The organism is Micromonospora sp. LOL_021, assembly GCF_048060215.1.
GTDB lineage: Bacteria > Actinomycetota > Actinomycetes > Mycobacteriales > Micromonosporaceae > Micromonospora_E.
Window position 1 is genome coordinate 21,141 of sequence record NZ_JBHMIN010000036.1, and the last position, 22,867, is coordinate 44,007.

The 22,867-nt window shown below is 72.8% G+C and carries 21 protein-coding genes; 19 read left to right on the plus strand and 2 right to left on the minus strand.

Features of this window, described 5'->3' with window-relative positions; genetic code table 11:
- Positions 1-97 precede the first annotated feature (97 nt).
- The 19 genes from ACFHWT_RS21585 (at position 98) to ACFHWT_RS21675 (ending at position 19,771) form a co-directional block, all read left to right on the plus strand.
- Positions 98-1,297: a helix-turn-helix domain-containing protein gene (locus tag ACFHWT_RS21585; RefSeq protein ID WP_416596479.1), complete on the plus strand. Its 1,200-nt coding sequence runs from the start codon at positions 98-100 to the stop codon at positions 1,295-1,297.
- Between the two features lie 281 nt (positions 1,298-1,578).
- Positions 1,579-2,313 (plus strand): DJ-1/PfpI family protein, encoded by a 735-nt coding sequence (locus ACFHWT_RS21590; RefSeq protein ID WP_416596480.1) that lies wholly within the window; start codon positions 1,579-1,581, stop codon positions 2,311-2,313.
- A gap of 115 nt (positions 2,314-2,428) precedes the next feature.
- Positions 2,429-3,229, plus strand: a complete 801-nt coding sequence (locus ACFHWT_RS21595; RefSeq protein ID WP_416596481.1) for an SAM-dependent methyltransferase — start codon at positions 2,429-2,431, stop codon at positions 3,227-3,229.
- A 164-nt stretch (positions 3,230-3,393) separates the two neighbouring features.
- Positions 3,394-4,731, plus strand: coding sequence for a choice-of-anchor B family protein (locus ACFHWT_RS21600; RefSeq protein WP_416596482.1), 1,338 nt, complete (start codon positions 3,394-3,396; stop codon positions 4,729-4,731).
- Entirely contained in the window at positions 4,731-5,681 is a 951-nt protein-coding gene (locus tag ACFHWT_RS21605) for a hypothetical protein (protein WP_416596483.1), read from the plus strand. Before ACFHWT_RS21600 ends, ACFHWT_RS21605 begins: the two co-directional genes overlap by 1 nt.
- 68 nt (positions 5,682-5,749) lie before the next feature.
- Positions 5,750-6,004 (plus strand): hypothetical protein, encoded by a 255-nt coding sequence (locus tag ACFHWT_RS21610; protein ID WP_416596484.1) that lies wholly within the window; start codon positions 5,750-5,752, stop codon positions 6,002-6,004.
- Positions 6,005-6,111: 107 nt separating this feature from the next.
- The gene (gene pabB, locus ACFHWT_RS21615; protein WP_416596485.1) at positions 6,112-8,253 is read left to right on the plus strand and encodes an aminodeoxychorismate synthase component I; all 2,142 of its coding nucleotides are present in this window, start codon (positions 6,112-6,114) and stop codon (positions 8,251-8,253) included.
- A 159-nt stretch (positions 8,254-8,412) separates the two neighbouring features.
- Positions 8,413-9,000, plus strand: a complete 588-nt coding sequence (locus ACFHWT_RS21620; RefSeq protein WP_416596519.1) for a dienelactone hydrolase family protein — start codon at positions 8,413-8,415, stop codon at positions 8,998-9,000.
- Positions 9,001-9,110: 110 nt separating this feature from the next.
- A complete protein-coding gene (locus tag ACFHWT_RS21625; RefSeq protein WP_416596520.1) occupies positions 9,111-9,776 on the plus strand; it encodes a DUF4178 domain-containing protein in 666 nt (221 codons plus the stop codon).
- Between the two features lies 1 nt (position 9,777).
- Complete coding sequence (locus tag ACFHWT_RS21630; protein WP_416596486.1) at positions 9,778-10,323, plus strand: DUF2617 family protein; 546 nt, start codon at positions 9,778-9,780, stop codon at positions 10,321-10,323.
- A complete protein-coding gene (locus tag ACFHWT_RS21635) occupies positions 10,320-10,745 on the plus strand; it encodes a DUF4247 domain-containing protein (protein ID WP_416596487.1) in 426 nt (141 codons plus the stop codon). The genes ACFHWT_RS21630 and ACFHWT_RS21635 overlap by 4 nt, the downstream gene beginning before the upstream one ends.
- A gap of 31 nt (positions 10,746-10,776) precedes the next feature.
- Positions 10,777-11,202 carry a DUF350 domain-containing protein gene (locus tag ACFHWT_RS21640; protein WP_123602248.1) on the plus strand — a complete coding sequence of 142 codons (426 nt, stop codon included), beginning with the start codon at positions 10,777-10,779 and terminating at the stop codon, positions 11,200-11,202.
- A 16-nt stretch (positions 11,203-11,218) separates the two neighbouring features.
- On the plus strand, positions 11,219-12,817 hold the full coding sequence (locus ACFHWT_RS21645; protein ID WP_416596488.1) for a polyamine aminopropyltransferase: 1,599 nt from the start codon (positions 11,219-11,221) through the stop codon (positions 12,815-12,817).
- A gap of 120 nt (positions 12,818-12,937) precedes the next feature.
- Positions 12,938-13,363, plus strand: a complete 426-nt coding sequence (locus ACFHWT_RS21650) for an MBL fold metallo-hydrolase (protein WP_416596489.1) — start codon at positions 12,938-12,940, stop codon at positions 13,361-13,363.
- Positions 13,360-13,962: an MBL fold metallo-hydrolase gene (locus ACFHWT_RS21655; RefSeq protein WP_416596490.1), complete on the plus strand. Its 603-nt coding sequence runs from the start codon at positions 13,360-13,362 to the stop codon at positions 13,960-13,962. The genes ACFHWT_RS21650 and ACFHWT_RS21655 overlap by 4 nt, the downstream gene beginning before the upstream one ends.
- A gap of 117 nt (positions 13,963-14,079) precedes the next feature.
- On the plus strand, positions 14,080-15,552 hold the full coding sequence (locus ACFHWT_RS21660; protein WP_416596491.1) for an aldehyde dehydrogenase family protein: 1,473 nt from the start codon (positions 14,080-14,082) through the stop codon (positions 15,550-15,552).
- A gap of 43 nt (positions 15,553-15,595) precedes the next feature.
- Positions 15,596-16,363 carry an SDR family NAD(P)-dependent oxidoreductase gene (locus ACFHWT_RS21665; protein ID WP_416596492.1) on the plus strand — a complete coding sequence of 256 codons (768 nt, stop codon included), beginning with the start codon at positions 15,596-15,598 and terminating at the stop codon, positions 16,361-16,363.
- Complete coding sequence (locus ACFHWT_RS21670; RefSeq protein WP_416596493.1) at positions 16,360-18,450, plus strand: FAD-dependent oxidoreductase; 2,091 nt, start codon at positions 16,360-16,362, stop codon at positions 18,448-18,450. The genes ACFHWT_RS21665 and ACFHWT_RS21670 overlap by 4 nt, the downstream gene beginning before the upstream one ends.
- On the plus strand, positions 18,398-19,771 hold the full coding sequence (locus ACFHWT_RS21675) for an FAD-dependent oxidoreductase (protein ID WP_416596494.1): 1,374 nt from the start codon (positions 18,398-18,400) through the stop codon (positions 19,769-19,771). The genes ACFHWT_RS21670 and ACFHWT_RS21675 overlap by 53 nt, the downstream gene beginning before the upstream one ends.
- 30 nt (positions 19,772-19,801) lie before the next feature.
- Here the strand turns inward: ACFHWT_RS21675 and ACFHWT_RS21680 are convergent, their stop codons facing one another.
- Together ACFHWT_RS21680 and ACFHWT_RS21685 are read right to left on the minus strand one after the other, a co-directional pair.
- Entirely contained in the window at positions 19,802-21,931 is a 2,130-nt protein-coding gene (locus tag ACFHWT_RS21680) for a dipeptide ABC transporter ATP-binding protein (RefSeq protein ID WP_416596495.1), read from the minus strand.
- On the minus strand, positions 21,928-22,860 hold the full coding sequence (locus ACFHWT_RS21685; RefSeq protein ID WP_416596496.1) for an ABC transporter permease: 933 nt from the start codon (positions 22,858-22,860) through the stop codon (positions 21,928-21,930). The genes ACFHWT_RS21680 and ACFHWT_RS21685 overlap by 4 nt, the downstream gene beginning before the upstream one ends.
- Positions 22,861-22,867: the final 7 nt, after the last annotated feature.

The following is a 22,867-nucleotide window of genomic DNA, read 5'->3' on the forward strand; positions in this document are numbered from 1 at the left end:
GCACCACATGACAAACTTCGGCTGCGCGCGCGCCGTCGACCCGCTGCCCTGGGCCGGATTCCCCGACCGGATTGTCATCACGTGACAGGATGGCGGGGTGCACGCCCGCCCGGTGACCGTCACTCCCTGGCAGCGGCTGCCCGCCGAGCTGGCCCCGGCGATGCGGCCCCGGCTGGCGGCGGTGGTCGACACGGTGGCCGCCGCGGTGACCGAGCTGACTCCTGAGTTCGTCGGGATCGACGACCCGAAGTTCCGGGTCGACGTGCGGACCGCGGTCGACGTGGCCCTCCAGCGTTTTCTGGACCTGGTCGGCACCACCGAGCCGGCGTTGCCGCCCCGGGTGCGGGAGGTCTTCGTCGCGCTCGGCGCGGCCGAGGCCCGGGAGGACCGTGGCCCCCAGGCGTTGCTCGCCGCGCTGCGGGTGGCCGGCCGGCTGCTGCTGCGTCAGGTCGGTCAGGCACTCGCCACGGTGCACCCGGTCGACGCTGAGGCCCTCGCCGACTGCGCCGACGCGGTCACCGGCTTCGTCGACGAGTTGGCTGCGGCCGGCACCGACGGGTTCGCCCGTCAGCTGCGCGAACAGTCCGGCGAGGGCGACCGGGCCCGCCGGCAGCTCGGCGAACTGCTGCTGGTCGGCGGAGCCGGTGCCGCCACCGTGACGGCCGCCGCCGCCCGGGCCGGCTGGCGGGACCTGGCCACCGTGCTGCCGGTCGTGCTGCCGGCCCGGCAGGCCCGCGACGCACGGTTCCGGTTCGGTACCGACGGGATCGTGGTCGACCGGGGCCGCGACGCCGTGCTGCTGCTGCGCGCCGGCCCCCGGACCACCCGACCGGTGCTGGCCGACGCGCTGCGCGGCTGGCAAGCCACGGTGGGCCCGGCGTTGCCCTGGCCGCAGGTGCCCCAGGCGGTACGACTTGCCGAGCTCGCGGCGACCGTCGCCCGGACCGGCGGAGCAGACCAGGGCGGTCCCGTCGACCGTACCGCCGTCTTCGCCGAGGACCACCTCACCGTGCTGGCGCTGCACGGCCAACCCGACGCGCTGGCGGTGCTGACCGGCCGCCGGCTGGCGCCCTTCGCCGCGCTGCCGCCCGCCCAGCGCGACGGACTGCTGCGTACGCTGCACAGCTGGCTGCGGCACTGGGGGTCCCGGTCGGCGGTCGCCGCCGAGCTGTTCATCCATCCCCAGACCGTCAGCTACCGGCTCAAGCGGCTGCGGACGCTGCTCGGCGACGACCTGGACGACCCGGACCGGCGGTTCGAGCTGCTGCTGGTGCTCGCCGCTGACGACCTGCGCTGACCAGCGCGCCACCGACCCGCGCCGTGCCTGCGTCCGGCCGGACCGATCCGGACCCTTCGGTGTGCGCTTGTTTACCTGCGGTGATGGTAGTCCGCCGGCGGGTGGCGGGCCGGAAAATCGACGCCGAGCGGCGGCCGAGCTGTCGCCGGCCCGGACGGCTGCTACCTGATACGGACTGAAGATCCGGAAATTGGCCCGATGGCTGGAACCGAATATCGATGTAGGTCGACCAACTCGGTAGTGGCCGACCACGACGGCGGCCGGTCCGGAGGGAGACCGACATGGAACGTCGGAAACTGCTGGGTGCCGCTACCGCCGCTGGCGCTGGTGTGCTGGCCGCCGTTGGCGGGTCAGCGCCGGTCCGCGCCGCCGCGCCTGCGGCCGGTGCGCCCGGACACCCGCCGCAGCGCCCGCTGCGGGTGCAGATCGTCCTGTTCGACGGGGTGGAGGAGCAGGACTTCGTCGGCCCGTACGAGGTGTTCTCCCTCGTCGGTGGGCTCAGTGGCGGTGCTGTCGAGACCAGCTACGTCAGCGTCGACGGACCGCGTACGGTGACCGCCGCGTTCGGCACCAGGGTGATCGTCGAGCAGGACTGGTCGCCCCGGTCGGCGGACATCATCGTCGTGCCCGGCGGTGGGTTCCGCCGGCCGGACGGGCCGGGTATCTGGCCGGAGATCGACCGTGGGGTGCTGCCGGCCGCGCTGGCCGGTGCGGCACGGCGCGGTCTGGTGATCTCGTCGCTGTGCACCGGTGCGATCATCCTGGCGGCGGCCGGGCTCACCGCGGGGCGTCCGTGCACCACGCACAACGGTGCCAAGGCGGAGTTGGCGGCCCGTGGCGGCGTGGTGAAGAACGCCCGGGTCGTCGACGACGGTGACCTGGTGACCGCCGCCGGCATCACCTCCGGACTGGAGCTGGCCCTACACCTGGTACGGCGCAAGGTCAGCGCCGACATCGCGGTCCGCGCCGAAGAGGTGTTGGAGTATCAGGCCCGGGGCACTGTCTGGACTCGATGATCCCATTTATAGTTGCCGTGCCACCGTTCGTGTTCGCGGGCGCGCCTATTCGGTGTGTCCGTCATATCGCTGGAGGGTCGTTGAAATGACGGCAACTATCGGACAATCGGGCGATGTGCGAGCCGATGTGGAAAATGCCAACATCGCGCGGATCTACGACTATTACCTTGGTGGACTCTACAACTTCGCGATCGATCGCGAGCGGGCCGACCGCATCAAGCTGATGCTGTCCAGCGTCGACCTGCTCGCCCGCAGCAACCGGGACTGGCTGCGCCGTTCGGTGCGCTACCTGGTCGGCCAGGGCGTGCGGCAGTTCATCGACATCGCCTCAGGACTGCCGACGGCCGGCAACACGCACGAGGTGGCGCACGCCCTGGACCCGCAGGCCCGAGTGGTCTACGTGGACAACGACCATTCGGCTGCCGTCCACGGTGAGCACATCCTCGCCACTGAGCCGCTGGTGGCGATGGCCGAGGTCGACGGCAAGTACCCCGATCGGGTGTGGTCGCATCCGGCGGTCCGCGAGCTGATCGACCCGCTGCAGCCGGTGGGCATCGTCCTCGGCGGGCTGCTCGTTTTCGTGCCGGACGAGGAGGATCCGGCCGGGCTCGTCGCGGCCTACCGGGACGCGCTGGCGCCGGGCAGCTACATCGCGATGTCGCACCTCAGCGCGGACACGGCGGACGAGGACACCCGCGGGCAGGTGGACCGGATGGTCGCCGCCTACCAGGCCGGCGTCGGCGCGAACCTCTACGTCCGGGACAGGGCCACCATCACCTCCTGGTTCGACGGGATGGAGCTGGTCGAGCCGGGCGTGACCCTGATGGCGGACTGGCGGCCCGACCCGGGTCTTGATGTGGACGCACAGACTCCGTCCCGGCAGCTCGGCTATGGCGGGATGGCCCGCGTCGGATAACCGATCCGGTATGAGCGGTTTGGTATCCTCCCCGGCTCTTGACCGGACACTTCGGACGCCGCACGCTTGGCGCAGGAGCCGAGCGCCGGTGTCCGAAGGCCGGCCAGGAGCCGCCTGACGGGCGTCCGACGGCGGCGGTCGCAGCGACGGCAGGGGAGGCCCGGATGCGAACCCGATGGACGACAGCAGCTGTCACACTGGCCCTGGTCGGCGGGCTGCTCGCCGGAATGCCTGGGGCGTCGTCGGCGCACGACCCCGACACACCCGCCGGCCGGTCCTCGGCCGTGGCCTTCATGGCCCAGCGTGAGCCGACCCAGCAACTCACCGCGCTGGCGCAGGTGAGCTGCAGCAACGGTCAGGCTGGCGGCTACCCGTGCCGCAACGTCGACCTGCTGTCCTTTTTGCCGCTGAGCCAGATCGGCGGCAGCCAGGCCAACGACATCTGGGGCTGGACGGACCCGGGCACCGGCCGGGAGTACGCGATCGTCGGGCGCCGCAACGGCACCTCGTTCGTCGACATCTCCGACCCCACCGCGCCGGTGTACCTCGGCAACCTGCCGGCCTACCAGAACCGGACCGCGATCTGGCGCGACGTCAAGGTCTACCGCAACCACGCCATCGTCGTCGCCGATGTCCGTGGGCACGGCATGCAGGTGTTCGACCTGACCAGGCTGCGCAGCGTGGGCAGCCCGCAGACCTTCACCGCGGACGCGCACTACAACCGGTTCGGCAACTCGCACAACATCGCGATCAACGAGCAGACCGGATACGCGTACGCGGTGGGATCGAATACCTGCCGGGGCGGCCTGCACATGATCGACATCAGGACGCCCACGTCGCCGACGTTCGCCGGATGCGTCAACCAGGACGGTTACACCCACGACACCCAGTGCGTGGTCTACCAGGGCCCGGACAGCGCCTACACCGGCCGCGAGATCTGCGTCAGCTCCAACGAGGACACTATCACCATCGTCGACGTGACCAGCAAGGCCAGCCCTCGGCAGATCGTCCGGGCCGCGTACTCCGGCCGGCAGTACACCCACCAGGGTTGGCTCACCGACAACCACCGGTACTTCGTCCTCGACGACGAGCTGGACGAGACCCGTGCCGGTGGCGGGACGAAGACCTTCGTCTTCGACCTGTACGACCTGGACGCCCCCCGGCACATCGGTACCCACACCTCCTCGGCGGCGGCCACCGACCACAACCAGTACATCAAGGGCAACTACAGCTATCAGGCCAACTACCGAGCCGGACTGCGCATCCTCGACCTGCGCGGCATCGCCAGCGGGACACTGACCGAAGCCGGGTACTTTGATGTCTATCCGTCGAGCGACTCCGCCTCGATGAACGGGGCGTGGAGCGTGTACCCGTACTTCGCCAGCGGAACCGTGGTGGTCAGCGGCATCGAGCAAGGGCTGTTCGTGCTCCGGCCGAACCTGCCCGCCGTCACGTCGGCCGCGGATCGGCCGGTGACCGTCGACCGCCGGATTCCGGCCTGATGACGACCTCCGCCACCCGACACACGACCCCGCCGGCCGCCGTACCGGCGGGGTCGCCGGCCGCCGCGCCGCCAGGGCTGCCGGCTGCCGCCCCGGCACCGACCGGGCGCCAACCGGCCGGCCGGATCGTCACGGCGGCGACGCTGGCTCTGCTGGTCGCCGCCGCCGGATTCGTCGCCGGCCGGGCGAGCGGCCCGGCTACCGGTACGCCGACGGCCGGCGGGGCCACCGCCGCCCACGCCGGACACGCGGTGGGCGGCCTGGGCGTCAGCCAGGACGGATACCAGCTGCTCCTACTGGACTCTCCGACCACCGCCGAAGTCGCCGCCGAGCTGGCCTTTCGGATCCTCGGCCCGGACGGGGCTCCGGTGACCGGCTACCGGAGTAACCACGAGCGGGATCTGCACCTGGTCGTGGTCGGCCGGGACTTCGCCGGCTACCAGCACCTGCACCCGCGGCGGGCCCCGGACGGCACCTGGCGGGTGGTCATCACCCTGCCCAGGGGTGGTGCCTACCGGATGATCGCCGACTTCGTCCCGGCTGGCGTCGACACACCGCTGACGCTCGGCGCGGACCTGCTGGTCGCCGGCGGGTACGCGATCCGTCCGGCCACCCCGGTGGACGAGGCGACCGTCCTAGTCGACGGCTACACCGTCACCCTGGACGGCGGACTGCGCCCGGGTCAGGCCTCCCAGGTACTGGTCTGGCTCGGCCGCGACGGCGAGCCGGTGCCGGACCTGGAGCCGTATCTCGGCTCGTACGGCCACCTCGTCGCGCTGCGCCACGGCGATCTCGGCTACCTGCACGTGCATCCGGCCCCGGCGACCGGCCCGAGCTCAGTGGTGGCGTTCGCCATCCAGGTCCCGTCGGCCGGCACCTACCAGCTGTTCTTCGAATTCCAGCACCGTGGAGTGGTGCGGACCGCAGAGTTCAGTATGACTGCGATCTGACCATCCCCGGTCAACCTCCCGGCCCGGTGCCGCGTCTTCGTGGTGTCCGCTCGACCAGGAGGTTTCCCGTGGCCGTCACCCCCAATCCGCGCAGTACCGAACCGCTGTGGTCGGTGGGCGGCGTCACCGCTGCGGTCACCGCGCTACTGGGCGTGGTGACCGCGTTCGGTCTGCCGCTCACTGAGGCACAACAGGCTGCGGTCCTCGGCCTCGCCGCGGTCGTCGCTCCGCTGATCGTCGCACTGGTCGGCCGAGCCCGGGTGTACGCGCCGGCGACCGTCGAACGACTGATCCGGGACACCGCCCCGGGGCCCGACAGGTGAGCCGTGCCGGTTCGGTGCTGACGCCGGCGGCCGTCGGCGACCGCGAAACACGCCCCCGGCGGATGGAGGACAATCGGCCGGTGCCGTGACGCGGTGGGAGGTAGCGGGTGCGGATCCTGCTGGTCGACAACTACGACTCCTACACGTACAACCTTTTCCAGCTGCTCGCGGCGGTCGCCGGCAGCGAGCCGACCGTGCTGGCCAACGACGACCCCCGGCTCGCCGCCGTCGACCAGATCGCCGCCCAGTGCGTAGTGATCTCGCCCGGCCCAGGCCGGCCGCACCGGGTGACCGACCTCGGCTGGGGGTGGGAACTACTCGACCGCCGTCGCGATCTGCCGGTGCTCGGGGTGTGCCTCGGCCACCAGGCGATCGCGTTGCACGCCGGCGCGCGGGTCGACCAGCGGCGGGCCCGGCACGGCCAGATCGACCGGGTGCGGCACACCGGTGCCGGACTGTTCGCCGGTGTGCCTCAGGGTTTCGCGGCGGTCCGGTACCACTCGCTGCAGGTGACCGAACCGGTGCCGGCGGACCTCATGGTGAGCGCGTGGGCCGCCGACGGCACCGTGATGGCGTTGACGCACCGTCGGTTGCCCCGGTGGGGTGTGCAGTTTCATCCGGAGTCGATCGGCACCGAACACGGTGCCCAGCTGGTCGGCAACTTCCTGGCCCTGGCCCGGGCCGCCGGGCCCGCCGCCGCCACTGCCACCGCCGCCGTGCGTCCGGTGGCGGCTGGGCCGCGACACGCCGACGCGTCGGTGACACCCCGGCAGGCGGACCCCGATCCTGCGGCCCCCGACCCCGGCTGGCGGCGCGACGTGACGGTCGTCGACGCGGAGATCGACACCGAGGCGGCCTTCCTGGAGCTCTACGCCGACGCGCAGTACGCGTACTGGCTCGACGGCGCCGACGTCGCAGCCGGGCGTTCCCGGTTCTCCTTCCTCGGTGACGCCGACGGACCGCTGGCCGAGGTGCTCAGCTACCGGGTCGGCAGTGGCCGGGTCGAGGTGCGCCGGCCGGACCGTCCGGTCGGGCAGGAGCCCGGCGGCATACTCGACGTACTGCGCCACCGGCTGGCACGGCGGCGGCTGCCCCCAGCCGGGCTGCCGTTCGACTTCGTCGGCGGCTACGTCGGCTATCTCGGCTACGAGATGAAGGCCGACTGCGTGCCCACCACCGCCCGCCGGGCCGACACCCCCGACGCGGTCTGGATCTTCGCCGACCGGCTGGTCGCCGTCGACCACCTGCACCGGCGCACCTACCTGGTGGCGCTGAGCGCAGACGACGCCGGGCAGCGCGCCGCCCGGGACTGGCTGGCGGCGACGGCGACCCGGCTGCGGGCGGTGCCGTCGGCGCGGCCCGGCCCGTCCGACAAGCCGGCGGCACCGGACGCCGGGGCGGACCCGCGGCGCTGGGTAACGCCAGCCCGCGACCGCGGCCGCTACCTCGCCGACGTCGAAGCGGCCCGCACGCAGCTGCGACGCGGCGAGAGCTACGAGATCTGCCTGACCAACCAGTTGCGGCTGCCGCCGGTCGCGGATCCGCTCGCCTACTACCGGACGCTGCGTCGGATGAACCCCGCGCCCTACGCGGCGTACCTGCGGCTGGACGACGTCGTCGTGGCCAGCTCCTCACCGGAACGGTTCCTGCGCATCCGCCCGGACGGCCGGGTCGACAGCAGTCCGGTGAAGGGCACCGCGGCCCGCGCGGACGACACCGACGAGGACGACCGGCTACGTCGTACGCTGGCCAGCTCACCCAAGACCCGGGCCGAGAACCTGATGATCGTCGACCTGCTCCGCAACGATCTCGGCCGGGTCTGCGAGGTCGGCTCGGTACGCGTTCCCCGGTTCCTGGCCACCGAGACCTACCCCACCCTGCACCAACTGGTGTCCACCGTCGAAGGACGGCTCCGTCCGCCGACCAGCGCGGTCGACTGCGTACGGTCGTGTTTCCCCGGCGGGTCGATGACCGGTGCGCCGAAGCTGCGCACCATGGAGATCATCGACCGGTTGGAGCAGCGGGCCCGGGGGATCTACTCCGGCGCCCTCGGCTACTTCAGCCTCGGCGGCGGTGCCGATCTCAGCATCGTGATCCGTACCGCGGTGCTGACCGGCGACGGATTCACCGTCGGCACCGGCGGTGCCATCGTGCTGGACTCCGACCCGGCCGACGAGTACGACGAGACGATGCTCAAGGCGCGGGCGCTGCTCGTCGCGTACCGGTCGGCCACCAGGACGGTCCGGTGACCGGGTGAGCTGGACCCCGGCAGCCAGGGCGATCCGCCGGCCCACGGTTGAGCGTCGTGTCGCAGGCATGACCGGTCATCGGCCGGGTATCCGACCCCGGTGGCCCAGGACACTGCGACCCGCGTCCCCGCCGTCGACGTCGCGCTCGACGCGGACGTGATGGTGCCCGCCCGTACCCGGGCGGTGGTGCTGTTCGCCCACGGCAGCGGCAGCTCCCGGCTCAGTCCACGCAACCGGACCGTGGCCGGCCGGCTGCACGCGACCGGCCTGGCGACCGTCCTGGCCGATCTGCTGACCAAGGAGGAGGAGCAGATCGACGCCACCACCGCCCAACTGCGCTTCGACATCGCCCTGCTCAGCCGGCGGTTGACCGCGGTGGTGGACTGGGCCGTCGAACAGCCGGAACTCGACGGCCTGCCGGTAGGGCTGTTCGGTGCCAGCACCGGCGCGGCGGCGGCGCTGAGCGCCGCCGCGTCCCGGCCGGAACGGGTCGGTGCCGTGGTGTCGCGGGGCGGCCGGCCAGACCTGGCCGGGACCGTCCTGGCCGAGGTGCGGGCACCGACCCTGCTGCTGGTCGGGGAGCTTGATGCGCAGGTCGCGGAGCTCAACGCGGCGGCTGCGGCCGTCCTGCGGGCACCGTACGACCTGCGGGTGGTGCCGGGCGCCGGTCACCTGTTCGCCGAGCCGGGCACGCTGAACCGGGTCGCCGCCGACGCCGCCGGATGGTTCGACACCCACCTGCGGTGAAGTCGCTGCGTTCCGTCGCTGACCCGTCACTTAGTCGCGCTAGCTGCGGGTGACGTGCGCGCACTTGTTACGGTCGTCGACCGGTGCGACGTACGGAGGGCGCGGGGATGATGAACGGGACCATTGCTTACCTGGTGACCGGGCTGGGATGCCTGATCGCGACGGCTGGTGTGGTGGTGGCGGCGATCGCCGTGTGGCAGACCCGGACCCGCGCCGGTGGCGCTCGGAAAGGGTCCGGTGGGGGACCGGTCGACCCGTTCCATACCGGTGACACCGACGCGTTGCGTGGCGATCCGCGTCGCCTCGGCCCCGGTGACATCGTGGAGATCCGGGCACAGTCGTACGCGGTCCGCGGCAGCCTGCACTTCGCCGAGGGCAGCTGGACCTGGAGCGAGCACTTTCTCGACGACGCGCGGGGCGACAAGCTGTGGCTCTCCGTCGAATCCGACCCCGACCTGGAGCTGGTGCTGTGGCGGGCGGCCGGGCCTGACCTGCAACACCTGCAGCCCGGCCCGGCGGTGGTGGATGTCGCCGGGCGCCGTTACCGGCTCGACGAATCCGGCCAGGCCCGGTTCACCAGCGTCGGGGCGACCGGGTTGATCCCCAGCGGCTTCGTGCGCTACTTCGACTACACCGCCCCGGACAACGCCCGGCTGTCCTTCGAGGGCTTCGGCGACTCGGGTCGTTGGGAAATCGGCTTCGGCGAGGTGCTGCACCGCGCCGAGGTGATGATCTACCCCTCCGCCGGTCAGGCACCGACCGCTGGGAAGGCCTGACATGCTGGTCGCCCTGGACGCACCGTACGTCGACACCAGCGCGGCGGAGCTCAGCTTCGCGCTCGGTCTGGCCGAGCGACCTGCCCTGCACGTGCTCGAGCTGCCCCTGCCGGGCACCGACGGCGGCGCCCGCTCGCGTTCGCAGCGGCCCGGTTCGCAGCCGGCAGGGCTGCTGCGGCTGCGGTTGCTCGGGGCCTCACACCAGGTCGTGCTGCGTACCGCCGGTCATGACCTGGTCGAGACGCTCGCCTGCCTGCCCGGTCATCCACCCGACCTACCGGCGGTGGTGGACGCCGACGACGGCTACCGGTTCGCCGCGCGAGCGCTTCGGCTGTCAGCGGGCGAGCTCGCCGGGCGGGCCGACCGCCTCCGCCGGCATTTGACCGGCGACCCGCACGCCCTGGTCGGCGTCTTCCCGGGCAGCCCGGACGCGCTCACCGCGCTGCACGCCCGGATCGATCGTGCGCGGATCAGCTGGCGCACCTGGCATGCGTACCCGCAGACAGCCGAGTTGGTCGAGACCGAGACGGTGGTGACAGTACGGTGACTTCCCGCAAATGGATCGTCGGTGGCGTGGTCCTCGCTCTGGTGGGCGTGATCGTCTCGTGCTGCGGGCTGGCCGCCGGCACCTTCTCCGCCCGCGGCTACGTCGAGCGCAGCTATGCCCGCTCGGTGGTCGACGACATCGGCTCCGACGCCGAGGGGTACCGCTCCGATCTGCCACCGCGCCAGGTGGCGCAGCAGCTCACCCGGACCTTCAGCCCGGCCGACCAGTACACCGTCGGTGACCGCTACTACCTGCGCTACGGCGACGACTCGGTGGTCATCCTGCCGATCGCCGCCGGCTCGCTGATCCTGCTGGAACGCATGACGACCGCGTACCCCCGGTACCGCTCCGTCGTCGGGAACTCGTGGAACTGGCAGCGCGGCAGCACGATCCGCGGCGGCGGTCCCGGCACCGGCAAGTAACCACCCCCATCCCACCACCTGGAGTTGGCACATGTTCCGCACTCTGTTCGTCGATCTGCTGCTCACCCTGGCGTACGCCGGGGTCGGTCTGGTCCTGATGGCGCTCGGCTACCTGCTGGTCGACCTGGTCACCCCGGGTAAGCTGCACGAACTCATCTGGGCGCAGCGCAACCGCAACGCGACCGTGCTGCTCGCCTCGAACCTGTTCGCGGTGGGCACCATCGTGGTGGCCGCGATCGCCGCCGGGGAGAACAGCTTCGTCACCGGGCTGGTCGGCACCGCCGGGTACGGGCTGCTCGGCCTGCTCGTGATGGCGGTGTCGTTCGTGTTGCTGGACGCGGTCACGCCGGGCCGCCTCGGGGACATCCTGGTGGACCGGGAGCCGCATCCGGCGGTCTGGGTCAGCGCCACCATCCACCTTGCCACCGGCGCGATCGTGGCCGCGGCGATCAGTTGATGTCGGCGGTCAGCTGATGTCGGCCGCCGTGGTGCCGGCACCGGGCGACGGTGCCGGCACCGGCCACCGGTACGCCCGGCTGGCCCGCCCGGCGGTCCTGGTCGCGGTCTTCGTCTGCGCGGCCTGCGGCCTGGTGTACGAGCTGGCGCTGGTCGCCCTGGGCAGCTACCTGATCGGCGACACGGTCGGCCAGGCGTCGATCGTGCTGGGCGTGATGGTCTTCGCGATGGGCGTCGGCGCGTTGGCGGCCAAGCCGCTGCAGCACCACGCGGTGGTCGCCTTCGCCGCGGTCGAGCTCATCCTGGCCCTGCTCGGCGGGCTGTCGGTGCTGGGCCTGTACGCCGCCTTCGCCTGGCTGGACCTCTACGCGCCCGCGCTGGTGGCGACCGCGTTCGTGCTGGGGCTGCTGATCGGGGCGGAGATTCCGCTGCTGATGGTCCTGCTGCAGCGGATCCGGGCGCAGGCGGCCGGTAGCGCGGTCGCCGACCTGTTCGCGGCCGACTACGTCGGTGCCCTGCTGGGAGGTCTGGCCTTCCCGTTCCTGCTGATCCCGTTCTTCGGCCAACTGCGTGGGGCGCTGCTGGTCGGCGCGGTGAACGCGCTGGCCGGAATCCTGCTGGTCGGCACGGTTTTCCGGAGCGATCTCGGCCGGCCGGGCCGGGCCGGGGTCGCGCTCGCCGCCACGGTGGTGCTGGCGACGCTGGCCGGCGCCTATCTGGTGGCGGCGGACTTCGAGGTGACCGCGCGCCAGCAGCTCTACCGGGATCCGGTGGTGCACGCCGAACGCAGCCGCTACCAGGAGATCGTCCTGACCCGGGCGGTGTCGCCGGTCGTCGACGGCTCCGACCTGCGGCTGTACCTCGACGGGGATCTGCAGTTCAGCTCGGTGGACGAGTACCGCTACCACGAGGCGTTGGTCCATCCGGCGCTGTCCGGGCGGCGGGACCGGGTGCTGCTGCTCGGCGGGGGGGACGGGCTGGCGCTGCGCGAGGTGCTGCGCTATCCCGACGTCGCCTCGGTGACGGTCGTCGAGTTGGACCCGGCGGTGGTCGCGTTGGCCCGGACCGAGCCGGACATCCGGGCGCTCAACGGCGCGGCCTTCGACGATCCGCGGGTACGCCTGGTGCACGCCGACGCGTTCGCCTGGCTGCGCGGTGCACCAGGAGTGTTCGACGCGGTCGTCGTCGATCTGCCGGACCCGGACCAGACCGCGACGGCGAAGCTCTACTCGGTGGAGTTCTACTCGCTGGTCCGGCAGGCACTCGGTCCGCAGGGCAGGATGGTGGTGCAGGCCGGGTCCCCGTACTTCGCGCCGCGTGCCTTCTGGTGCATCGAGGCGTCGGTGCGGCATGCGGGCTGGACGACCCGGCCGTACCACGTCGATGTTCCGTCGTTCGGTGACTGGGGTTTCCTGCTCGCGGTCGCCGACGGCGACGGTTCGGGGCCGACGCCGCAGCTGCCGGCGGAAGCCCCCGCGCTGCGCTTCCTGGGCCCCGAGGTGTTGCGGGCGGCGCAGGTGTTCCCACCGGACCGGGGTCCGGTGCCGGTCGAGCCGTCGACGCTGCTGGACCCCCGGGTGCTCACCTACAGCCGGGCGGCGTGGCGCGGCTACTGACTCACTGTGCCGGGCTTCGATGTGTGGACGATCACCGGCTGCGGGTGAGCGGTACCACCAGTAGCCAAGCAATCGACCGGTATGGTCGGTGGCTGGTTGGTCAGCACGAGGGGGTGCCCGATGGCGACGGTGTCGGACTGGATGACGCCGGGGGCGCACCCGGTCGCGGACGGGGTATACCGGATTCCGCTGCCGATGCCCGACGACGCGCTGCGGGCGGTCAACGTCTACGCGATCGAGGACGACGCCGGGCTGGTGCTGGTCGACGCCGGCTGGGCGGTGCCGGCCGCCCGCAAGGCTCTCGAGGCAGCGCTCGGTGATTGTGGGCACGACCTCGCAGCGATCCGCCGGTTCCTCGTCACCCACATCCATCAGGACCACTATTCGCAGGCGGTCGCGATCCGACGGGAGACCGGGGTGCCGATCGCGCTCGGGGCGGGCGAGCGGCCCAGCCTGGAGTTCATGGCGGCCGGCACCGACGAGCCGTACGCCGCCCCGCTGGCCCAGTTGCGCGCCGCCGTGCCGCCGACCTCGCCGACCAGGTGAAGCGGCTGACCGCCGACGCGGAGCAGCCGGAACTAGACTGGCAACCGCCGGACGAGTGGCTGTCCGGTGAGCGCGAGGTGGCGTTGCCCGGCCGCCGGTTGCGGGCGTTGCCGACACCGGGCCACACCGCGGGGCACTACGTCTTCCGCGACCCGCAGGCCGGGCTGCTCTTCGCCGGTGACCACGTGCTGCCGGGCATCACCCCGTCGGTCGGCTTCGAGGCGGTGGCGGCGCACCGCCCGCTGGGCCGGTACCTGGAGTCGTTGCGGGCGGTACGCGCGTTGCCGGACGCGCTGCTGCTGCCGGCGCACGGGCCGGTGGGCGACAGCGTCCACCGACGGGTGGACGAACTGCTGGCCCACCACCGGGACCGGTTGGCCGAGATGGCGGCCGCGGTCGGTGCCGGCGCGCGGACCGCGTACCAGGTGGCGCGGACCCTGCCCTGGACCCGACGTCGCCGGGCGCTCGACGATCTACCGCCGTACCACCGGATGCTGGCGGTCAACGAGACGGCGTTGCATCTCGACCTGCTGGCCGAGCAGAGCCGGGTGGTGTCGCACCGGGCGGACGGCGTGACGGCGTACCGGCCGCCGGACTGACCACGGGTTTCGCGACGGTGCGGGATGCGGTAATGTCGGCCACCAAGCAAGCGCTTGTGAGGTGATCGTGATGCTGTCAGTCGACCCGACACCGATCCCGGCCCCCGGCGGCCGTCGATGACGGTGATCAACCGACCGGCGGACCCGACCGGCCTGCTACGCCCCGGCATCCTGATCGACGGACAGTGGCGCGACACCGGCACCGAAGGTCGGCGCGACCACGTCGACCCGGGCACCGGCCGCGTCCAGCAGAGCTTCGCCCTGGCCGGAGCCACCGAGGTCAACGAGGCGGTCGCCGCTGCCCGGGCCGCCGCCTGCGGCTGGCGGAGCTGGCCCATCGACCGCCGCCGCCAGGTACTGTCCCGCCTCGGCGACCTGATCCGGGCCAACGCCGCCGACCTCGCCGCGATCAACGCGCTCGAGGTCGGCACCCCGGCGGCCCTGTCGTACGGCCGCTACACCACCGGCCAAACCTTCTTCGACTACTACGCCGGCTGGCTGGACAAGGCCGCCGGTGACGCGCTGCGGATGCCCGGAGCGTTGGACCTCACCCTGCTGGAACCGGTCGGCGTGGTCGGCGCGATCCTCACCTGGAACCATCCGCTGGCCAACATCCAGACCACCGTCGCCCCGGCACTGGCCGCCGGATGCACGGTCATCGTCAAACCGCCGGAGCAGGCCCCGTTCGCGGCGTTGCGGTTCGGTCGACTCTGCGCCGAGGCCGGACTGCCGCCCGGGGTGGTCAACGTCCTGCCCGGCGGCCCGGCGGTCGGCGACGCCCTGGTCCGCCACCCCGAGGTCGACAAGATCGGATTCGTCGGCGGTCCGGCGACGGCTGCCCGGATCCAGGCGGCGGCCGCCCCGACGCTCAAGCCCTTGCTGCTGGAGCTCGGCGGCAAGAGCGCGTCGCTGGTCTTCCCGGACGCCGATCTCGACCGGGCCTGCCGATTCGCGCTGCTGATCACCGCCAACAGCGGCCAGGGCTGCACCATCCCGACCCGGATGTTCGTTCACGACGACGCGTACGACGAGGTGCTCGGCCGGCTGCTGGACGGCCTGCGGGCGGTCACCGTCGGCGACCCGTTCGACCCGGCCGCCCAGATGGGGCCGCTGATCGACGCGGCCGCCTGCGAGCGGGTCGTCGGGACCATCGACCGGGCCCGGGAGAACAACACCGGTGACCTGGTGCTCGGCGGGCACCGGCTCGGCGGCGAGCTGGCCGACGGCTACTACGTCGCCCCGACCGTCTTCTCCGACGTCGACCCGCACAGCGAACTCGCCACCGAGGAGATCTTCGGCCCGGTGCTGTCGGTCTGCCGGTTCGCCAGCGAAGCCGAGGCGGTCGAGGCGGCCAACGCCAGCCGGTACGGGCTCGCCGGCTACGTGCACACCCGCGACGTCGACCGGGCGATGCGGGTCGCCTCGGCGCTGGCCGTCGGCAACGTCGGGGTCAACGGGGCCGGCGCGCCCGCCGGGCCGTTCGCGCCGTTCGGCGGGGTGAAACAGAGCGGCTACGGAAAGGTCGGCGGGCTCGCCGGACTGCTGGAGTTCAGCCGGGTCAAGAACGTACTGCTGGCGATCGACGAATGAGCTTGCCCGACGGACCGTCGGGCGGCGGAGAAGAGGGGTCGGGATGACAACACTGGCGGACGGAGCGGTGCTGGTCACCGGTGCCGGATCGGGGATCGGCGCGGCGACCGCCCGGCAGGTCGCGGCGGCCGGCGCGGCGGTCGCCGTCAACGACCTCGACCCGGCCGCCGCCCAGACCACCGTCGACACGGTCGCCGCCGCCGGCGGCACTGCCTACCCCGTCGCCGGGGACGTGGCGGACCCACGGGCCGCCGCGGCCGTCGTGGCCGCCGCCGTCGACCGGCTCGGCCGGCTCACCGGCCTGGTCAACAACGTCGGCGTGGTACGCAGCGGAGCACTGCGGTCGGTCAGCCCGGACGACTGGAACGCGATCATGCGGATCGACTGCGCCAGCGCGCTCTACTGCAGCCAGGCCGCACTGCCCGCGATGACGTCGGGCGGTGCGATCGTCAACATCTCGTCGCTGTGCGGCATCCACGTCGCGCCCGGCGCCGGTGCCTACAACGCCGCCAAGGCCGCGGTGATCGCACTGACCCGGCAGATGGCGCTGGAATGGGGTCCGGACGGGATCCGGGCGAACGCGGTCGCGCCCGGCATCGTCAGCGGCACCAACTTCTCGGCCAGCAGCCGCGACCCGCAGGCCGCGCAGCGCCGTGGTGCCGCCGTACCGCTGGGTCGCACCGGGTCCGCGACGGACATCGCCCCGGTCGTGGTCTTCCTGCTCGGCGACGCCGCCCGCTACGTCACCGGTCAGGTGATCGCCGTCGACGGCGGGCTGGACGTCGCGCTGCAGACCCTGCTGCCGGCATGACCGGCGGGCCGGGCGGTGACCCGCTGGCCGCACCGCTGACCGTCGGCCGGCACCGGCTGCGCAACCGGATGGTGATGACCCCGCACCTCGGCCGGCTGCCGCCCCGACGGCTGCGGCGCTACGTGGCCGAGCGCGCCGCCGGCGGGGTGGCGATGATCGTGCTACCCGCCGGCCAGGGGGTGTACGCCAACCCGGTCTACCCGCTGGAGGCCTGCCCCGGTGACCCGGACGGCTACGCCGACCCCGACGCGGTCTCGTTCCACGTGCGTGACCCCCGGCACCGTCAGGTGCTGCTCGCGGCGGCCCACGAGCAACTGGTTGGACTGGCGGACGCGGCGCACGGCGGCGGGGCGCTCGCCGTCGGCCAGATCCACCACCCCGGCGCCGAACGCGGCTGGGACAACTTCCAACCGGCCCTCGCCCCGTCGCAGGTACGGGGCGACGACACCGGAGTCGTCCCGCACGCGCTCACCGCCGCCGAGATCGACGATCTGGTGACCGGCTACCTCGCCACCGCCACGGCGATCGTCGACGCCGGGTTCGACGGCGTCGAACTGCACGCCGGCCACGGGTACCTGCTGAACCGGTTCCTGTCCCCGCACTACAACCGGCGCACCGACCGGTACGGCGGCTCCCCGGCCGGCCGGCTGCGGCTGATCCGCCGGATCCTGCGCGCGGTGCGCGCCGAGCTGGGGGACCGGTCGCTGCTCGGCGTCCGGCTCACCGCTGGCGAGGAGGTGCCGGGCGGGATCGACGCCGCCGGAGTGACCGGGATCGCCGCCGGCATCGCCGATCTCGTCGACTACGTCAACCTGTCGCTGGGCAACCACGACGGGCTGCGCGACGGCCGGCCGGCTACCGCGTACACCGGATCCTGGCTGGTGCCGCCGGCGCCGGCGGCACCGACCGCCCGGCAGGTCCGCGCCGTGGTCGACGTGCCGGTCCTGGTCTCCGGCCGGATCACCGATCCGGCGATCGCCCGTGGCCTGATCGCTGACGGCGCGGCCGACCTGGTGGGACTGGCCCGGGCGCTGATCGCGGACCCCACTTTCCCCCGGCGCGCGGTCCGCGGGGACGACGCCGGCATCGTCCGCTGCGTCGCCTGCAACGAGTGCGTACGGGTGCCGTTCTCCTGCCCGGCGAACCCGGCCGCCGGCCGGGAAGCCGAGTTCGACCCGCTGCCCGCCGAACCACCGGCCGGTCCGGCTCTCGTCCGACACCGTCCTGCCCGCCGACGGATCGCCGTCGTCGGTGCCGGGTCGGCCGGGGTGGAGGTGGCGGTCGGTGCCGCGGCGGCCGGAGCCGAGGTGACCCTGATCGAAGCCGCCGACATGGTCGGCGGGGCACTGCGTCACCTGGTCGGTACGCCACTGCTCGCCGACTGGGCACCGCTGCTGCACCGGCTCGAGCGGCGGCTGGCCCCGCTGCTGGACCGGCCGTCTCCCGCCGGAGGGCGGGTGGTCCTGCGTACCGGCACCACCGCCACCGCTGAGCACCCCGACCTGCTCGACGCGGACCTGGTGGTGCTGGCCACCGGCGGCCGGTCGGGCCCGGCTGGCTTCCCTACCGACCAACCGGTACTGACCACGATGGATCTGTTGGTCGGTCGTCGACCGCCGCCGGGCACACCGGTGCTGGTGGTCGGCGGTGCCGAGCGGCATCTCGAGCCGCTGCTCGCCGCCGACCTGCTGGCCGGGGAGGGCTGGCCGGTCCGGGTGTGCACCGAATGTGTCGACATCGGACCCGATCTGGATCAGCGGACCAGACCGGCGGTGCTGCGTCGGTTGTACGGCCGGGCGGTGGGGTTCGCCCCGATGACCCGGGTGCGCCGGTGGTCCGGCGGGGCCGTCGAGGTGGAGCAGTTGTTCACCGGGCACCAATCGATCCTCGACGCCGGTGCGGTGATTGTCGCGCACGGTCGTACCGCGAACGACGGGCCGCGCGCCGCGCTGCCGGCGGACCTCAAATGTCAGGTGGTCGGCGACGCGTTGGCGCCACGTCGGCTGACGCACGCCGTGCTGGAAGGAGCCCGGTTTGGACACGCACTGTCCGCCGCCGACCGGCGATGGCCCCGAACCGTCAGCTGACGTGCTGGTGGTCGGCGCCGGCCTGGCCGGCTGGTGCGCTGCGGTTCGCGCCCAGCAGGCCGGCGCGTCGGTGGTCGTCGTCGAACGGTCCCGTCGGCGCCCCGGCTGGGGCAACTCGGTGCTGTCCGGCGGTGCCCTGCACGCCGCGCTGCGCGATCCGAGGACCCCGCCGGACCAGTTGCGGGCGCTGATGCGGGAGTTGACCGACGGTCGGGCCGACGAGGCGGTGCTGCGCACCTGGAGCGAACGCCTACGACCCACCCTGCACTGGCTCGTCGAGCACGGTGCCCAACTGGTCACCGACGGCGACGCCGCGCACCGGGCGCGGGTGTTCGCCCCGGTGCGCCGCACCGAGCCGGGCCGGCGGTACGCCAGCTTCGGCGTCTGGACCTTCCTGCGCGGGCTCGCCGACGAGTTCACCGCCGCCGGCGGCACACTGCGGCAGCCGGCCCGGGCCCGACGGCTGCGGCCCGCGCCCGGTGCGGCCTGGCAGGTCGGGCTGGACCTGCCGGGCGGTGCCACCGAGTGGATCACCAGCCGGGCCGTGGTCCTCGCCGACGGCGGGTTCCAGGCCGACCCGGGCCTGCGCCGTGACCTGCTGGACACCGACCGGGTGCTGCTGCGCGGCGCCGGCACCGCGACCGGCGACGGACTGCGGATGGGCCGCTCGGCCGGCGCGGCGCTGGTCCCGGATACCGGTTTCTACGGCCACCTGCTGGTCCGCGAGGCGCGCCAGGACAGTCGACTGTGGCCGTATCCGATCCTGGACCCGCTGGCCGCGGTCGGGATCGTCGTCGGCGGAGACGGTCGGCGGCTGGTCGACGAGAGCCACCACGGAGTGACCACGACCAACGCGGTGGCCCACGGCCCGGCACCGGACGGATGCTGGCTGATCGTCGACGACGACGGGTGGCGCACCGAGGGGCGGATCGGCGACCCGGCCCCCAACCCGTACCTGCTCGACTGCGGGGCGACGGTGCTGACCGGAACCGGTCCGGCGGACCTGGCGGCTCGAGCCGGCATCGACCCGGCCGGGTTGTCCGCCACGGTGGCGCAGTTGCGGGCCTCGCCGCAGGAGGCGTCGCCGTCGCGCACCGGCCGACTGCGGCTGGCCGTACCGCCGCTGCGGGCGGTGCCGCTGGTAGCCGGGGTCACGTTCGCCCTCGGCGGGCTGCGGGTCGACGGCCGGGCCCGGCTGCGCGACGCCGCCGGCCAGCCGATCACCGGGCTGTACGCGGCCGGCGCGACCATGGGCGGGCTGCTCGAGGCAGCGGTCTTCGGCTTGGTCGCCGGTGCGCAAGCGGCCCGGCAGCCACGGTGATTGCCGGCGGCGGGCCGGCCGGCAGCCGGCTCAGCCGGTGAGGTGACAGGCGGACCAGCCGCCGCCGGCGACCGACGCCGGCCGTGGGGTCTCCTCGGCGCACACCGGCATCGCGTGCGGGCAGCGGGTGCGGAACCGGCAACCCGACGGTGGGTCGATCGGGCTGGGGATCTCTCCGGTCGGGGTGCTCCGGTCGGCGAGCCCGTGACTGGCCGGGGTCAGCATCGAGGCCAGCAGCGCCTGGGTGTACGGGTGGGCAGGGCTGGCGTAGACCCGACTGGCGGGACCGCTTTCCACCACCCGCCCCAGGTACATCACCGCCAGCTCGTGGCTGACGTGGTGGACCAGCGCGAGGTCGTGGGCGATGAACAGGAAGGCGATGCCCTCGGCGTCCTGGATGTCCTGTACCAGGTTGACGATCTGTGAACGGGTGGAGACGTCCAGCGCGCTCACCGGCTCGTCACAGATGATCAGCTGGGGTTCGAGCGCCAGCGCCCGGGCGAACGAGATCCGCTGTCGTTGGCCGCCGGACAGGGCTCGCGGCGACCGGCGGGCCAGTGCCGGGTCCAGACCGACCCGTTCCAGCAGCTGGCCGATCCGGCGGCGGCGCTCGGCCGGGGTCAGCCGGGAGTGCACCACCAGCGGTTCGGCGATGCTCTGTCCGACCGTCATCGACGGGTCCAGCGAGGCGTACGGGTCCTGGAACACCATCTGCATGCCGCGGCGGTGTGACCGCAGCTCGCCCCGGCGCATCGCGGCGAGGTCCCGCCCGAGGAAGGAGACCTCCCCGCTGCTGGGTTCGATCAACCGCAGGGCGAGCCGGCCGACGGTCGACTTGCCGGATCCGCTCTCACCGACCAGGCCGAGGGTCCGGCCACGGGCCACCGTCAGGTCGACGCCGTCGACCGCGTGCACCACCACTCGGCGCAGGCCGAGCACCCCGCGCCGGACCGGGAACTGTTTGCCGAGGCCGCGTAGTCGCAGCACGGCCCCGTCGTCGGCGTCTCCGATGTCCCCGGCATCGGTCGGATCGCCGTCGTCGATCGGATCACCGGCGCCGGCATCCTCGACGGTCGCCTCGGTCGCCGCGTCGGTCGCCGCCGGAGGGTCGGATTCGGTGGCGGGCGCCGGGCCAGTGGCCGGTACCTGGCCGGTGCCGGGCAGTTCGAGTTCGGCGTGCCGGCCGCATCGGGTGCCCCGGTCGCCGCCGTGCAGCACCGTCCACGGCGGGTCGGTCCGAGTCCACTGCGGCTGCGCGTGGGCGCACCGGTTGGCGAACCGGCAGCCGGCGGCGGGGAAGTGGCCCGGGCGCGGCACCTGGCCGGGGATGACCGGCAGCCGGGTGGCCTTCTCGGCGACCTCCGCGCTGGACGAGATCAGCGCCGAGGTGTACGGATGCCGTGGTGCGGCGAACACGTCGCGGACCGGACCGGACTCGACGACCTGACCGGCGTACATGACGTTGAGCCGTTGCGCCATCGTGGCGATGACGCCGAGATCGTGCGACACCAGCAGCAACGACATTCCCAGCGCGTCACGCAGGTCGCCGAGCAGCTGCAGGATCTGCAGCTGGACCGTCACGTCCAGGGCGGTCGTCGGTTCGTCGGCGATCAGCAGCTCCGGTTCGCCGGCGATGGCCATCGCGATCAGCGCCCGTTGGGCCATCCCGCCCGACAGTTCGTGCGGATAGCTGGCCACCCGCTGTTGCGGGTCCGGGATCCGGACCAGGTCGAGCAGCTCCACCGCGCGGGCCCGGGCCTGCCGGCGGTTCATTCTGGTGTGTCGCAGCAGGCTCTCGACGATCTGGTTGCCGACGGTGAACGCCGGGTTCAGGCTGCTCAACGCCTCCTGGAAGACCATGCCGACCCGGCTGCCGCGGAACCGGGTCAGCTCGGCGGGGGATCGGCCGGTGAGTTCCTCCCCGGCGAAGCGGATCGAACCGCCGGTGATCCGGGCGCCGGGTGGCAGCAGCCCGGCCAGGGCGAGACAGGTGATGCTCTTACCCGAGCCGCTCTCGCCGACCAGGCCGAGGGTCTCGCCAGCGGCGACGGTCAGATTGACCTGTTCGACCAGGTGCACGGTGTCCCGTCCGGACCCCACGCTGACGGTCAGGCCGTCGACCTCCAGCAGCGGTCGGGTCGTGGTGCTCGCGGCAGTCATCGGTTGCCTGCTTTCTGCTGGTGTCCACCGGACAGGGCCTGACTGAGTCCGTCGCCGAGCACCTGGAAGGCGACGACCGTCAGGGTGATGGTCAGGCCGGGGATGAAGATCAACCAGGGGGCCGAGGCGACCGACGAGAACGCCCGCTGCAGCAGGTTGCCCCAGCTCGCCTCCGGCGGCTGGATGCTGAGCCCGAGGTAGCTCATCGCACCTTCGGCGACGATCGCCACGGCCATCGTGATGAAGACCTGGACGACCAGCGGACCGGCGATGTTGGGCAGCACGTGCCGCAGCACCGACCGCAGGTGGGAGACCCCGATCGAGCGGGCCGCCTCGAGGTAGGTCTCCTCGCGTACCGCCAGCGCCTGGATGCGGCTCAACCGGGCGAAGATCGGCACGAAGATGACCGCGAGGGCGAACATGGCGTTGCGCAGCCCGGGCCCGAGCACGCCGACGATGGACATCGCCAGCAGCAGGCCGGGGACGCTGAGCACGGCGTCGATCAGCGTCATTACCAGCCGGTCCACCCAGCCGCCGAAGTAGCCGGCGGTCACCCCGAGCAGGACTCCGCCGAGCAGGCCGAGCCCGACCGCCTGCAGACAGGCCAGTAGGGAGGAGCGGGAGGCGTACAGCAGCCGGCTGAGCATGTCCCGACCGAGGTCGTCGGTGCCGAGCCAGTGCGCGGTCGACGGCGGGTCGAGGATCGCCCGGAAGTCGGTGGCGTACGGGTCGTACGGGCTGACCAGCGGTGCGGCGACCGCCAACAGGCTGAGCAGCACCAGGTAGCCGAGGGCGACCACGGTCATCGGCTGGCTGCGGATCCGGGCGACGAGAGTGTCGCCGCGGTCGCGGCGGTCGAGCCCGCCCGGTTCCGGCCCGGTGCCGGGCTCGGTGGGGTTGGCGGTGGACGCGGTGTCGTCGGTACTCACTGGTCGG